The organism is Rhodococcus sp. Leaf233, from assembly GCF_001426165.1.
GTDB lineage: Bacteria > Actinomycetota > Actinomycetes > Mycobacteriales > Mycobacteriaceae > Rhodococcoides > Rhodococcoides fascians.
On record NZ_LMRO01000014.1, the window covers coordinates 56,338 to 70,201 of the forward strand.

12 protein-coding genes are annotated in these 13,864 nt (G+C 63.4%); 8 read left to right on the plus strand and 4 right to left on the minus strand.

The features are described 5' to 3' along the window. Nucleotides 1-35 precede the first annotated feature (35 nt). Nucleotides 36-1,304 (plus strand): DUF4185 domain-containing protein, encoded by a 1,269-nt coding sequence (locus ASH04_RS24360; RefSeq protein WP_057474904.1) that lies wholly within the window; start codon nucleotides 36-38, stop codon nucleotides 1,302-1,304. Here ASH04_RS24360 and ASH04_RS24365 read toward each other — a convergent pair. Both ASH04_RS24365 and ASH04_RS24370 read right to left on the minus strand, forming a co-directional pair. Continuing rightward, nucleotides 1,267-1,890 carry a hypothetical protein gene (locus ASH04_RS24365; protein ID WP_032375297.1) on the minus strand — a complete coding sequence of 208 codons (624 nt, stop codon included), beginning with the start codon at nucleotides 1,888-1,890 and terminating at the stop codon, nucleotides 1,267-1,269. The two genes, ASH04_RS24360 and ASH04_RS24365, sit on opposite strands and share 38 nt — an antisense overlap. Then, nucleotides 1,887-2,843, minus strand: a complete 957-nt coding sequence (locus tag ASH04_RS24370; RefSeq protein ID WP_235580087.1) for a hypothetical protein — start codon at nucleotides 2,841-2,843, stop codon at nucleotides 1,887-1,889. The genes ASH04_RS24365 and ASH04_RS24370 overlap by 4 nt, the downstream gene beginning before the upstream one ends. Before the next feature lie 319 nt (nucleotides 2,844-3,162). On the opposite strand from ASH04_RS24370, the gene ASH04_RS24375 reads away from it, so the two are divergent. The 6 genes from ASH04_RS24375 (at nucleotide 3,163) to ASH04_RS24400 (ending at nucleotide 10,820) form a co-directional block, all read left to right on the plus strand. Continuing rightward, nucleotides 3,163-4,143, plus strand: coding sequence for an ABC transporter permease (locus ASH04_RS24375; RefSeq protein WP_032364425.1), 981 nt, complete (start codon nucleotides 3,163-3,165; stop codon nucleotides 4,141-4,143). 32 nt (nucleotides 4,144-4,175) lie between these two features. Continuing rightward, a complete protein-coding gene (locus ASH04_RS24380; RefSeq protein ID WP_027497844.1) occupies nucleotides 4,176-5,096 on the plus strand; it encodes an ABC transporter permease in 921 nt (306 codons plus the stop codon). Next, nucleotides 5,089-6,990 (plus strand): ABC transporter ATP-binding protein, encoded by a 1,902-nt coding sequence (locus ASH04_RS24385; RefSeq protein WP_057474771.1) that lies wholly within the window; start codon nucleotides 5,089-5,091, stop codon nucleotides 6,988-6,990. Before ASH04_RS24380 ends, ASH04_RS24385 begins: the two co-directional genes overlap by 8 nt. Before the next feature lie 37 nt (nucleotides 6,991-7,027). Beyond that, nucleotides 7,028-8,716 (plus strand): ABC transporter family substrate-binding protein, encoded by a 1,689-nt coding sequence (locus ASH04_RS24390; protein WP_156394650.1) that lies wholly within the window; start codon nucleotides 7,028-7,030, stop codon nucleotides 8,714-8,716. 209 nt (nucleotides 8,717-8,925) lie between these two features. Beyond that, nucleotides 8,926-9,366 (plus strand): hypothetical protein, encoded by a 441-nt coding sequence (locus ASH04_RS24395; RefSeq protein ID WP_156394651.1) that lies wholly within the window; start codon nucleotides 8,926-8,928, stop codon nucleotides 9,364-9,366. Between the two features lie 89 nt (nucleotides 9,367-9,455). Then, entirely contained in the window at nucleotides 9,456-10,820 is a 1,365-nt protein-coding gene (locus tag ASH04_RS24400; protein ID WP_057474774.1) for an acetamidase/formamidase family protein, read from the plus strand. Nucleotides 10,821-10,895: 75 nt separating this feature from the next. On the opposite strand, the gene ASH04_RS24405 is transcribed toward ASH04_RS24400, so the two are convergent. Next, complete coding sequence (locus ASH04_RS24405; RefSeq protein WP_179274414.1) at nucleotides 10,896-11,513, minus strand: TetR/AcrR family transcriptional regulator; 618 nt, start codon at nucleotides 11,511-11,513, stop codon at nucleotides 10,896-10,898. A gap of 85 nt (nucleotides 11,514-11,598) precedes the next feature. Here ASH04_RS24405 and ASH04_RS24410 point away from each other — a divergent pair, with 85 nt between their 5' ends. Next, nucleotides 11,599-12,951: a cytochrome P450 gene (locus ASH04_RS24410; RefSeq protein WP_057474775.1), complete on the plus strand. Its 1,353-nt coding sequence runs from the start codon at nucleotides 11,599-11,601 to the stop codon at nucleotides 12,949-12,951. Here the strand turns inward: ASH04_RS24410 and ASH04_RS24415 are convergent. Beyond that, nucleotides 12,948-13,817 carry an alpha/beta fold hydrolase gene (locus ASH04_RS24415; RefSeq protein WP_094714536.1) on the minus strand — a complete coding sequence of 290 codons (870 nt, stop codon included), beginning with the start codon at nucleotides 13,815-13,817 and terminating at the stop codon, nucleotides 12,948-12,950. The genes ASH04_RS24410 and ASH04_RS24415 overlap by 4 nt on opposite strands. Between the last annotated feature and the right edge of the window lie 47 nt (nucleotides 13,818-13,864).

Consider the following 13,864-nt stretch of genomic DNA (forward strand, 5'->3'; position numbering starts at 1 on the left):
TATCGTGCTTCACAAGGGGAACGGTGGGTTCGTTCATGCGCTTACGTAGTCGGCATATTGCTGTCGGGGCTGTCCTGGCACTGGCAGTGAGCGGGCTGAGCGCATTGACTGCGCCGACCGTCTCTGCAGAACCGTGCGGCGGCCTGGGTGGGCCGGGCTCCTCACCGCTGTTCGGTTCGTCGGGCAGCGCGGGAATGTCGGGCAAGAACCCGCAGGGACCGCAGGGTCCTCTGCCGCGCATCACCGGGAACACCCAGAGCATCGCCTGGGTCACCGGTCCGCAGAGCGTGAACGACACCTACGACAACCTGGCGATGTCCGGAACCGACCTCGGTATCACCTGGGACAACGGTGCGGGCCAGATCTTGATGGCGTTCGGTGACACGTTCGGTGATTGCTCCTCCGGCAATGCCCAGTGGCGCAGCAATGCACTCTTCCGCTCGGACAAGGCGTCGACGAACTTGTCGCAGGGCATCACGATCGGTCCGGCCGACCCCGCGAACACCACCTCGGGTGCGGTTGTCAGAGCGAACAATCCGCGTTACGCCGCCGAGATCATCTCGAGCGCAAAGCTACCGAGCGTCGAGGACACGACCATCCCCACGGCCGCTATCGCGATCGGCAGCACCCAGTACATCAACTACATGTCGGTGCAGAGCTGGGGCACACCCGGTCGCTGGATCACGAACTACTCGGCGACGGCCAAATCGACCGACAACGGCCAGAATTGGACGACGGATCCCAAGACGATCCGCGTCAACAAGGGTGTCACGATCCCGGGCTTCACCAACGTCCACGAAAGCCAGGGCAAGTTTCAGCAGAGCGCCTACGTTCTGGGACAAGACGGTCGGTACCTGTACCAGTTCGGTACTCCCAACGGACGATTCGGCGACGCGTTCGTCTCCCGAGTCGCGCCCGATCAGATCGAGAATCTCGACGCGTACGAGTATTCGACGCAAGATCCCGATCCGGCCAAGCAATGGTCCAAGAACGTCGGCGACACCGTGGCCGTGGTGAAGGGCCCGGTCAGCGAGATGTCGGTGGCGTGGAACGACTACCTCGGCCGGTACGTCATGATGTACGGCAACGAGAACAACCGGACGCTGGTGGCGCGTACAGCGGAAAACCCGGAGGGGCCGTGGAGCGAACCGAGGACGATTCTCGACGCCAACCAGACGGCAGGCGGCATCTACGCGCCGTTCATTCACCCGATGTCGAGCGGAAAAGACCTGTACTTCACGGCTTCTCGGTGGTCCGATTACAACGTCATGCTTCTGAAGACGAACCTCGACGCGTTGAAGTGACGCGTCCGGCGGCGGCGTCGAGGTAGGCGTCGACGTCCATGTCGATTTCTGCGGACAGTAGTCCACGCCGGATCGTCGAGAGATACTTGCTCGACGGTTCGCCGTGCTCCCGCACGATCGAACTCGTCAGTGTGAACGCGGGCAGTCCGTCGATGTCCGGAAGCCGTAGCAGCGCATCGTATTTCCCTCGGTATGCTTTACCTCGGCGGTCGATGTCGAGTGCGGCCCACTCGCCGATGCTCAGTGATTCCACAGCCGAGATATCGACGGAATCGACCACGTTCTCCACCGAGGCGACGTGCGCCAACTGCACACTGTCGATCAGGTATCCGTGTACCAGAGACGGATATGCGGGATCGGTGTTCAGCGACACGAAGGCCGACGCCCCGGTCCACCGTCGGGACACGCCTGCGAAGTACAGGGCGTGATCGATCCACAACCAGCGTTCCGCCTCGACCTCTTCCGACGAGGGTGCCGGTGGATGTGCCCCGAACTCCGAGCCGTCCTCGGAGCCCGTCAGGTAGACGGAGAACCTCTCTCGCAACAGGTTCGAGCCATACGCGACGTACCAGAGGCGGTCGGTCACTCGGCCTCGAACAGCTGCCGGTACGCCTCGGCGAGTAGGTCGGCCGCGAGATCGTTGTTGTGTGCCGCTGCGCCCGTTGAGTTTCCGGACCGCATCAGCCGCGCGTTGAGGCCGTACGCGAGATCGTCGAACGTGTCGTCGTCGATGCCGAGGTCGACGTCCACGTCTTCTTCCAGTAACGCGCCGAGGTCGATCGACCACGACCACACCCGCTCCTCTCGGTACGGTCCCCGTCCGGCGCTGACGGTTTCGTTGGAGACCTCGAGTTGCTCGTCGGTCCGGTCGCGCGGAACGTTGGTGTTGATGCGCAGGTCGAGCTCGATCGTGTCGTCGTCGTGCACGATTTCGTCGACTCGCAGGGTCTCGAAGCCGCCGCACGCCAGCGTCAGCAATCGTCGCGGACCGGTGTCGTCCTGTACGTCGGACAGAGCGGTTGTCTGCCAGAGGTATTTCGCGGTGTTGGCCGGGTCGGGGATCGACGAGTTGATGTAGTCGGCCACGATGCTGCGGATGGCGGGGTACGCGATGTGGTCGGACAGTTCCCAGAACTGGCGACGACTGCGTCCCACGGCCGCGTCGAGGAGCGTCGTGCGCTTGGCTCGTTCTTTGGGCAGTGCCGTCTTCACTCCCGGAGCTTCGCCGATCGCGGTGGGCTCGGACGGGCGTTGTCGCAGTGGGTGGAGCTGGGACACGAGATCGGTGAGCTGCTCCAAACGATCTGCGGCACCGGGTACAACCTCGAGGGCCTCGATGTCGGGCCATATCTCGCGGTCGGCATTCACTCGGGCCGCGAGTGATTCGGAGTAGCCCACAAAGGCCGCGTTGTCTGCGAAATGCAGAACGTAGAGTCCGTTTCTGTAGTCCTTGGCGGCGAAGATCGTGGCAATGGCCCCGGAATCGGTGACGTCGAAGCGTTCGAGGGCGAATCCGTCGGGTGTGGAGTCTGTCGGCATGGCACTGAATCTACCGACGCGTGCGAGCACCGCCTATTCGTCTCCTGTCCGCATTGTCGCGAATGCGTTCTGTGAGCCGATGGATTAGGCGACCCTACGACAGCCAGGTCGTCAGACTCGTTCTGCGACCGATGATTCCGCATTGTCCGAAGTGTCGGTAAGAGTTTCGCAACCGTCGTCGAAATACGAATTCCTGGTGCTATCTTGAGGATTGTCCGTTTCCACCGCTAACGAAACACGCAGGAAACAAGCGGTGTGAACAATGCCGAGAGCAGTGCCGTCGGGCACGGCCGTGGTGCTCGATTGAAGGTGGTTGCGCGTGGGCGGTTATCTTGCACGCAGGTTGCTGAATTACGTCGTCCTGCTGATCATCGCGACGTTTCTCACGTACTTGCTGGCCTCGCTCACGTTCGATCCACTGTCGAATCTGCTCAGCCGCAACCCGCCGCCGTCGGATGCTGTACTCGACGCCAAGCGCGCGGCACTGCACCTCGACGACAATCCGGTGTTGCGGTATCTGAAATGGCTGTGGGCGGTACTGCACGGAGACTTCGGGCAGACCATCGCTGCAGGCTCGGTCAACGACGAACTGTGGCGACGCATCCTGGTCTCGCTGCGGTTGGTCGTGCTCGGCACCGTCCTCGGTGCGGTACTGGGAACCCTCGTCGGTGCGTACGGTGCCGTCCGGCAGTACAAGATCTTCGACCACGTCGCAACGGTGGTGACGTTCATTCTCATCAGCACCCCGATCCTGGTTTTGGCCCCGGTGCTCAAGTATCTTGCTGTACAGGTGAATCAGAGCACCGGCAGTCAGTTCTTCCAGTACACCGGTGAAACGTCGACGACGCTCGCCCCCGGTCTGATGAACGAAATTGTCGACCGCGCACAGCATCTGCTGCTGCCGACCGTCGTCTTGATGCTGTTCACCATCGGTGGGTACAGCCGGTACATGCGCAGTTCGATGCTCGACGAGCTGAACATGGACTACATCCGTACTGCCCGCGGCAAAGGACTCACGCGCGGGCGCGCAATCTTCAAGCACGGCTTCCGTACTGCGTTGATCCCGATGGCCACACTGTTCGCATTCGGTATGGGTGCGGTGATCACCGGCGCGACGTTCACCGAGCGCGTGTTCGGCTGGTACGGCATGGGTGACTGGCTGATTTACGGCATCACCAGTCAGGACATCAACATCACGCTCGCGGTCTCGCTCTTCACTGCGCTGTCGGTCCTGGTTTCCGGAATGTTAACCGATATCTTCACTGCTGCTTTGGATCCGCGCGTTCGCTACGCGGACTGACCCACCACTTCGAGTAGAGGAAAGGACCGGCGATGGCGACACCTGTGGTTCCCGAGATCGCTGCGGTCGAGGGCCCGATCGACTCGTCTGCCCCGATTACCCGTCGGCGGTTGGTGCTGCGCCGGTTCCTGCGCAACCGGCCGGCGCTGGTGGGCATCGTGGTCCTTCTCGCGATGTTCGTCGGCGCGTTCGTGCTCCCGCATTTCATCCCGTTCACCTACGAGGAACTCGACGCGTACGCGCTCAACTCGCCGCCGACCACACGACACTGGTTCGGCACCAATCAGATCGGCCAGGATGTTCTGGCTCAGACGCTGCGCGGTCTGCAGAAGTCGCTTATCATCGGCATGCTCGTCGCGCTCATTTCCACGGTGCTTGCCGGCGTCGTCGGCGCGGTGGCGGGGTACTTCGGCGGTTGGACCGACCGTGCGCTGATGTGGGTCGCCGATGTATTGCTCGTCGTACCCAGCTTCCTGGTGATCGCTATTTGCTCTCCGTTGTTCCGCGACAAGAGCTTCTTCATCCTGGTGCTGCTGCTCGCGGCCTTCGCGTGGATGATCACCTCACGCATCATTCGCGCGATGACGCGGTCCCTACGTGAACGCGAATTCATCCGCGCCGCAAAGTACATGGGCGCAACACCGAGCAGCGTGATCGGCAAGCACGTGCTGCCGTCGATGGCCTCCATCCTCATCGTCGACGTCACGCTCAATGTGGGTATCGCCATCATCGGGGAGGCATCGCTGAGCTACTTCGGCTTCGGTGTCCAGCGACCCGACGTCTCGCTCGGCACGCTGATCGCAGACGGTACGTCGTCCGCGTTGACGTATCCGTGGCTGTTCGCGTTCTGCTGTGGCGCACTGGTATTGATCGTGCTGGCGACGAATTTCGTCGGCGACGGTCTGCGCGACGCATTCGATCCGAACTCGACGAGGGGACAGGCACGTGGCTGAGACAGTGCCGGTGTTGAAGGTCAGCGGACTCGAGGTCAGCTTTCCCAGCGAGGAGGGGCGCGTCACCGCGGTGCGAGGCTTGGACTACCAGGTCGACAAGGGCGAGGTCATGGCCATCGTCGGCGAGTCCGGCTCGGGCAAGTCGGTGTCGTCCCTCGCGGTCATGGGTTTGCTCCCGGAGTCCGCACGTGTCACCGGATCCATCGAGCTGAACGGGCGACAGTTGCTCGGCTTGTCCGACCGCGAAATGTCGCGTGAGCGTGGACGTTCGGTGGCGATGATCTCGCAGGATCCGCTGACGGCGTTGACGCCCATCTACCGCATCGGCGACCAGATTGCCGAAGCGATCTCTGTGCACAACCCGTCGCTGAGCAAGGCGAAGGTCCACGACCGCACCCTGGAACTGCTCGATCTGGTCGGCATCGCCGATCCGAGAACACGGGCAAAGTCCTACCCGCACGAGTTCTCCGGGGGGATGCGCCAACGCGTCGTCATCGCGATGGCTATCGCGAACGATCCCGATCTCATCATCGCCGACGAGCCGACCACGGCCCTCGACGTGACGATCCAAGCCCAGATCCTGGATCTGCTGCGCACGGCCCGCGACGTCACCGACGCAGGCGTCGTGTTCATCACCCACGACCTGGGAGTCGTTGCCGGCGTTGCCGACCGGGCCATGGTGATGTACGCCGGTCGTGCTGTCGAGACCGCTCCGGTCGACGAGTTGTACGCGCACCCGTCGATGCCCTACACCGTCGGCTTGCTCGGCTCCGTCCCTCGCCCGGATCGTCCTGCGCAGGAGCGGCTGGTGCCTATCGAGGGCACGCCGCCCGCTCTGGTGAATCTCCCGACGGGCTGCCCGTTCGGGCCCCGGTGTCCGTTGCACACGGAGGCCTGCGACGAAGGCGAACCGCCGTTGGTTCAGGTTGCCCCGAATCACAGCGCGGCGTGCATCCGCATCGACGCGGCGACGGCCGAGTCGGTGGAGGCCGAGTTCGAGGGTGCCCCACGGTCGGAGGCCCCGGCAGAGCTCGTGGTGACGGTGTCCAAGGACGCTCCGGTGCTGTCGGTGACCGATCTGCACAAGAGCTACCCGCTGTTCAAGGGTTCCGTGCTGCGGCGTCGGGCTGGGGAAGTGCCTGCCGTGCAGGGCATCAGCTTCGATGTGCATGCGGGGTCCACGTTGGCGATCGTCGGTGAGTCCGGGTGCGGAAAGTCCACGACTCTCCTCGAGATCATGGAATTCGTGAAGCCGCAGCAGGGTTCGATCAAGATCAACGGCGTAGAGCCCTACAGCCTGAGCCGCGCCGAGCAACGAAAGTTGCGCGCCCACATCCAAATCGTGTTCCAGGATCCGATGGGCTCGCTCGATCCGCGCATGCCGGTGGGGGAGATCATCGCCGAGCCGCTGAAGATCAACGGCGTCCCGGTCGACGAGCGAACCCGCCGAGTTCGAGAACTGATGGACACCGTCGGAATGCGTCCCGAGCTCGCGGATCGGTATCCCACCCAGTTCTCCGGCGGGCAGCGCCAACGAGTCGGCATTGCACGGGCTTTGGCGCTGAAGCCGTCGATCCTGGTGCTCGACGAGCCCGTGTCTGCTCTCGACGTGTCGGTCCAGGCGGGCGTGCTGAACCTCCTGCAGGATCTGCAGGAGGAGCTCGGTCTGGCGTATCTGTTCGTCTCGCACGATCTTTCGGTGGTGCGTCATCTCGCCGACGAAGTAGCGGTGATGCGTAACGGTGTGTTCGTGGAGAAGGGCCCGACGGAGCAGATCTTCGACGCACCGAAGGACCCGTACACGCGGGCGCTGCTCAAAGCCATCCCCATTCCCGATCCCGTGCTCCAACGAGCCCGAATCGCCGAGGCCGCAGCACTGGCCGACGCCATCTGACCCTGCAGGTTACGTGCACACTGAGAAAGGTGAATTGATGAGAGCCAAGCTATTTCGGGCACTGGTCCCGATCGCGGTGGCCGTGACCACTGTGGGTCTGATGGCGGGGTGCAGCTCGGGTGACACCGGGCCGAACCCCGATGCGCCCGCGTCCTTCGAGAGCGGAGCGCAGATCAATCCGCATCCGATCAGCGATCTGCAGCAGGGCGGAAACATGAACTTCCCGCTCACGCAGGTGACAGCCAACTACAACTACTACCAAATCGACGGCACCACGGTCGATACCTCGCGGTTTTACGCCGCGCTGATGCCGAGGTCGTTCACCGCCGCAGCCGACGCAAGTCTGACGGTGGACACGGACTTCTTCACCGACATCACCGAGTCGGAGGTCGACGGCAAGCAGGTCATCACGTACAACATCAATCCCAAGGCCAAGTGGAGCAGCGGGAGGCCGCTGGACTACACAGACCTCGTGGCGACGTGGACGTCGAACAGCGGTAAGGACCCGGCTTACGAGGCGTCATCCACGGCCGGGTACGACAAAGTGGAATCCGCGGTGCGCGGCGAGAACGACCAACAGGTGATTCTGACCTTCGCCGAGAAGTTCGCGGACTGGCCATCGCTGTTCTCCCCGCTGATGCCCGCCGAGTCGGTGAACAGCGTCGACGCATTCAACACCGGATCCGTGAGCACGATGCCTGCCACCGCAGGCCCGTTCCGTATCCGGAACATCGAGCCCGGTGGCAAGCGCATTGTCGCCGAGCGGAATCCCGATTGGTGGGGCGAAAACCCAGCGGTGCTCGACACCATCACGTTCCTGCCGCTCGATTCCACGGCCTCCGTCGGGGCGTTACAGAGCGGTGAGATCGACTACTACGAGCTGGGCAGCAGCGCTGACGCATTCAAGGTCGCCCGGGGTATCCCGAACATCGACCTGCGGCAGAGCCTGGGTCCGCAGTACCGCCACTTCGATTTCAACGGCGCGCCCGGACGCATCACGTCGGACAAGGCGGTACGGCTGGCTCTGATGAAGGCGATCGACCGCGATTACCTGGCTACCTCCCAGCTGGGCCAGATCACCTCCAACCCGACGGTGCTGAACAGTCACATTTACGTCGATGGCCAGAAGGGTTACCAGGCCAACAACGGAGACATCACGTTCGATCCCGAGAAAGCGAAGTCCGAGCTCGATGCCGCAGGCTGGACGATGAACGGAGACTTCCGGTCCAAGGACGGCCAACAGCTCGATCTGCACGACGTCATTCCGGCCGATACCCCGAATGCGACGCAGGAAGCGCAGATCATCCAGCAGAACCTCAAGGCTGTCGGTGCCAACCTCATCATCGATGCGGTGCCGTCGGACGACTTCTTCGAGAAGTACATCTTGGTCGGTGCTTTCGACGTCACCCACTTCACCTGGGAGGGAACGCCGTACACGTCCAGCGCTGACGGCATCTTCCGCCTGACGCCCGGCAGCACGCTGCAGAACTACGGCCAGGTCGGGTCCGAGGAGATCAACGGACTACTCGACAAGGCTGCGGGCGAGCTCGACGACGAAGCACGTATCGCCGACTACAACGAGGCGGACAAGGCGATCTGGGCCGAGGGCCACAGCCTGACGATGTTCCAGCGCCCTTCGACGTACGCGACGAAGTCCAATCTCGCCAACTTCGGTGCTCCAGGATTCGGCGACATCGACATGTCGAAGGTCGGGTTCCTGAAATAGACAACGGGCTCGGATATCCGGTCGGTGTCGCGGCAATCACGCTGGTTGTCGCGGCATCGACCGCTGTCGTCACCCCGCTCGGCCTGGTGGTTGCGCTCGTCGTGCTTATCTGGACGGGTTGGTCGGTGGGCTCGGCCTTGTTGGCCGAACGATCCGCAGCACGCTCTGGGAACCGAATCGCCGTGCGTCGTGTTCGGTTTCAACACCGCATGCGCTCGCGTGGGTACCTGGAAGTCCACGAGAACGGCGGGCGGGCCTGGTACCCCGTCTACTTCCACACCGGTCTTCTCGGATTGGTCCCCGACGCCGAAGCGAAGCTCGGTAGGTCGTTTCTCGGACGCCGCGCCTTCGTCGTCGAACCGGGGATCGTTGCGTTGCCGTCCGGTCGGCGTCGATCGACCTTACCGCCGGGAACACCTCTCGATGCCCCGCGCCTCAACGACTCCGATCTGCGCACGCGCAGCGCCAGATTCGGTTCGCTGCGTCGTCGGATCATGCTCGACGCCCCCGCAGCGGTGGCCGGCCCGTTCATCGGGCTGCTGTGGTTGATCGTCGACGGTGGGGGCTTTGCACAATTTCTGGCAGTAAGTCTGTTGGCAGCTGTCACCGCGATCTGGTGGTCGGCGATCGCCGGCAGCGACCCCAGTTGAGTCGCTGAGCAATTCGCGTGACGCGCGTTCGTAACTGCTGAGAAACACCCCTGATCTACGTTCGAGATTCGGACAATTCAGGAGGCAGTATGGCGCAGTCGATGGCAGAGCACGCAGCGGAAACGATCAGCAAAGGAATCGGTCGACGCGGCTTCATTCGGGCGGTGGCAGCGATGAGCGCAGGGGCTGGTTTGGCAACTACAGCAGCGTGTTCGACGTCCTCGACCACTACGGCGGCAACAAGTTCGTCGGCTCCGGTAGCGCCCGCGGGTGCCATTCTCAACCCAGGATCGGGCGACATCTCGGGGGACCACTACCTGAGCTCCGAGGTCGACAAGGTTCTGTGGGGCTACGTCCCGACCGTCGAGTCGGAGTCGGTACTGCAGATGAAGTCCGGCGAGACGGTGACCATCGACGCGCTCAGCCATGAGGGAATCCTCGAAGACCAGGGCCGCGATCCCGTCGAATTCTTCGGCGGCAAAGGTGTTTCCCAGTCCGATGTTCTTCAGGACGCGATCGACATCGCAGGCGGGTACGACCGAACGGTTCGCAACTTCGACGTCGATGGACCGCACGTGGTGACGGGCCCGGTGTTTGTCGAAGGTGCGCAGCGCGGCGATGTGCTCAAGATCGAAACTCTGGAGGCCGTTCCGCGGGTGCCGTACGGCGTGGTGTCGAGCAGGCACGGCAAGGGCGCGCTGGCAGTTACGGCGTCCGGCGAGGCACCGGCGGGCATCAGCCTGGACGAGGTCATGCCGCCGATCGGAAGCGACGGCAGGAAATCGGGTGATCCGACGCAGTACGGCAATGTATCCACGTTCACGGCCGTCGAGGACGGGCAGGGCGTGATGCGGTACGGCGATGCGGCCGTGCGCTTTCCGCTGCGCCCGTTCATGGGCATGATGGGTGTGGCGTTCGCCAGCGACGCGGGTCTGACATCCCCGAATGCCAACTCGATTCCCCCGACGCTCGGCGGCGGCAACATCGACGTCGGTCTGCTCGGCGTCGGCTCGACGTTCTACCTTCCGGTGTTCGCGGAGGGCGCGTTGTTCTACGTCGGTGATCCGCACATGGCGATGGGTGACGGTGAGGTGGCGCTGACTGCGATGGAGGGGTCTCTGCGCGGCACCTTCCGCCTTACGGTCTGCAAGGCGGGCAGTGGTGACGCGCCGTCGGTCGCGTACTCGTATCCCTTTGCTGAGAACGAGGACTCGTGGATCCCGATCGGATTGTCCGACCCGGACGGGGCCGTCGGCGGCCAGAGTTCGGACCTGAACGCGGCGATGCGTCGGGCTGTGGTCAATGCTCTCGACTTCTTGGAGACCGATCTCGGCATGGATCGAGCGACGGCGTATGCGTACCTGTCCGCGGCCGCGAACTTCACCGTCTCGCAGGTGGTCGACAAGACCGTCGGCGTGCACGGACAGATCTCGAAGGCGCACTTCGACCGGTAGTAGTGCGCCTGCGGCGCAGTGGTGCGGGTAAGTGCCTCTGCGGGCACATAATCACGCCACTGCGCGTAGCGCACCTCAGCGGTGCGCGGTAGCGATGAAGTGACGTGTTGCGGCGTCGACGATGTCTGCAGGTGCGATGTCGATTTCGTCGTTCAGCCAGGCGATCACGAGTTCGGCAAGTCCACCGATGAAGAGCAGACCGTTGATCTCGGACTGTGGTTGCGGCCAGGCCTTCTCGCCGTAGAGTTCGCGCGACTGTTCGGCCACCAGATGAGCGAAGCCGCGCAGGGACTTTCGTCGGTATTCGCGGAGGGAGTCGACGGCCAGCGATTCGATCATCGCAACCCGGCCCTTGCGGCGGTCCTCGGTCAGGACGCCGACGAACGCGGTCACCGCGTTGTGTACCTTCTCGTCGACGGTCCGGGCGGGGGAGTGCAGTGCATCCAGCGCTGCGGTCCGTATCTCGGCGGACACCGATTCCACGACCTGCTCGAGCAAGTCGTCTCTGCTGGTGAAGTTTTGGTAGAAGTAGCGCTCGGTGAGCTTGGCGTGTGCGCAGATCGCGGTCATGGTCGCACCCTTCGCTCCGGCTGCCGCGAATACCTCGAGGCCGGCGTCGAGCAATCTCGCTCGGCGGTCGGCCGCGCGGTCGTCGGCGCTCATGCCGTTGTAGCGACGCGTCGTAGGGGGCATGGGTAGATCTTGACAGAGACCGTGACTGTGACGCAGACTACATCTCATCTGACATGACGTCATGTCAGATTGACGGAGGTCGACAATGGCACGTGCTCTGGCTGCTCCACCCGCAGATTCAGCTCTCCAACCGGTGTTCGGCGACGGCGGTCTTCCCGTCGTCGGGCACACACTCGAGTACATTCGCGACCCTCTGAAGCTGCTCAGTAGTCGGTGGGACAAGTACGGCGAGGTCTCGTGGATGACGATGGCTGGGCAGAAGTGGATCACCGTTCTCGGTCCCGATGCGTGTCAGCAGGTGCTGCAGAACGCGGACAAGGCGTTCGCCAACGGTGACGGCTGGTCGCTGTTGATCGGGCCGTTCTTCCACGGCGGGCTGATGCTGCTCGACTCCGAGGAGCATCTACGTCATCGACGAATCATGCAGCAGGCCTTCACTCGGGACCGGCTGACCAAGTCCGTCGCAGCGTTGAATCCAGTTACGGCAACAGGTTTGGACGCGTGGCAGCCGGGCCGCGACTTCCAGGTCTATCCGGCGCTCAAAGCGCTGACGCTCGACGTCGCGACGAGCATCTTCATGGGCGGTGCGGAGGGAACGACGCACGCCGACATTGCGGAGCTCAATGCGAGTTTCATTGCCTGCGTGCAGGCCGCCACGTCGATCGTGCGCTATCGGGTTCCGGGCACGCGGTGGAAGCGGGGTTTGGACGGCCGAGCGGTGCTCGACCAGTTCTTCCGCCGCTACCTCCCGGCCCGTCGAGCCACCGAGACCGACGACCTCTTCTCGGTGTTGTGCCACATCGAGGGTGACGACGGAGAGCACTTCTCCGACGACGAAGTGATCGACCACATGATCTTCCTGCTCATGGCTGCGCACGACACGTCGACGATCACGCTGTCGACGATGATGCAGTACCTCGGCCAGCATCCGGAGTGGCAAGACAAGTGCCGGGCCGAATGCGAGGCGCTGGGCACCGATGCTCCCTCGTTCGCGCAACTCGACGAGCTGACCAACGTCGATCTGGTGATGAAGGAGTGCTTGCGCCTGGTCTCGCCCACACCGGTAGTGGCCCGCCGTGCCGTGAAGGACACGGAGGTGCAAGGCAAGTTCGTCCCCGCGGGAACGTATGCCTCTGTCGCGCCGCACTTCACGCATCACATGGAGCAGTACTGGCCCAACCCCGAGCAATTCGATCCCGGACGGTTCGCCGCCGATCGCCGCGAGGACAAGGTGCACCGCTATGCGTGGGAGCCGTTCGGCGGCGGCGTCCACAAATGCATCGGCATGTTCTTCGCCGGGGCCGAGATCAAGACGATCATGCATCACCTGTTGCTGCGATTCGACTGGACGGTCGACCCCGATTACGTTGCACCGCTGAACTTCACGTCGCTGCCCTTCCCGGAGGACGGGCAGCCCGTGCAGCTGAGACGGCGTTAGACCGATCCGGCGCGGTCGGTGAGCCAACCGATGATGTCGGCTGTGACCTCGTCACGGTTGGTCTCGTTGAGGATTTCGTGGCGGGCACCGGGGTACAGGGTGACGGTCACATCGCTCATTCCCGCCTCGCGGTAGCGGGCGGCCAGCGTCTCGATCAACTGCCCACCGCCGGCGAGTGGGTCGTCCGTTCCCGACGTGATGAGCAGGGGGAGATCAGAGCGAATCTGCTCCAGGTTGTGCGGATCGGCGAGCTTCTCGGCCTCGCCGAACAAAGCGGGGACCGTCGACGCCGGAAGGTCGAAGCCGCACAGCGGATCTGCCACGTAGGCGTCCACCTCTGCCTCGTCACGCGAGAGCCATTCGTAGCCGGTGCGGTGCTCGAAGGCGGCGTTGAACACGCTCAGGTCGCCCGCCGGGGCGTCGGCCATTCCTGCGGCGAGTACGTCGAGTGTCGTCGAACCCGACAGCACCACGCCCTCGTACAGATCCGATCGCTCGATCAGAACATGCTGGGTGGCAAAGGATCCCATGGAATGAGCGAACAAGAACAGAGGCAGGTCGGGGTACTCGGTGAGCAGTGATTCGCCCAGTTGCTCGATGTCTGCCCACAGGCCTGCAAACGCGGCGGCCCCGAAATCGCCGGGGGTGTCGACGATCGACTGGCCATGGCCGCGGTGATCCGACGCGACGACGTGGAAGCCAGCGTCATTCAGGGCGGCAGCGAAGCGTGCGTAACGACTGCCGTGCTCGGCGAGCCCGTGTGCGATCTGTACGACACCGCGAGCAGGATCGGCGGACGTAGACCAGGTATAGGTGCTGATCTCGAGGTCGTCCTGCTTGGACACGAACGACGAAGCGTTGGCCACGGAAATCTCCTTGGTGCGGCGAGAGGGGTCGAGACACGAACCTAACT

Bases quoted from the DNA above. Each gene is read 5' to 3' on its own strand.
- ASH04_RS24405 (WP_179274414.1), bottom strand. From the start codon at position 11,513: ATGCCCCCTACGACGCGTCGCTACAACGGCATGAGCGCCGACGACCGC.
- ASH04_RS24370 (WP_235580087.1), bottom strand. From the start codon at position 2,843: ATGCCGACAGACTCCACACCCGACGGATTCGCCCTCGAACGCTTCGAC.
- ASH04_RS24400 (WP_057474774.1), top strand. From the start codon at position 9,456: ATGGCGCAGTCGATGGCAGAGCACGCAGCGGAAACGATCAGCAAAGGA.
- ASH04_RS24410 (WP_057474775.1), top strand. From the start codon at position 11,599: ATGGCACGTGCTCTGGCTGCTCCACCCGCAGATTCAGCTCTCCAACCG.
- ASH04_RS24390 (WP_156394650.1), top strand. From the start codon at position 7,028: ATGAGAGCCAAGCTATTTCGGGCACTGGTCCCGATCGCGGTGGCCGTG.
- ASH04_RS24360 (WP_057474904.1), top strand. From the start codon at position 36: ATGCGCTTACGTAGTCGGCATATTGCTGTCGGGGCTGTCCTGGCACTG.
- ASH04_RS24380 (WP_027497844.1), top strand. From the start codon at position 4,176: ATGGCGACACCTGTGGTTCCCGAGATCGCTGCGGTCGAGGGCCCGATC.
- ASH04_RS24395 (WP_156394651.1), top strand. From the start codon at position 8,926: ATGCGCTCGCGTGGGTACCTGGAAGTCCACGAGAACGGCGGGCGGGCC.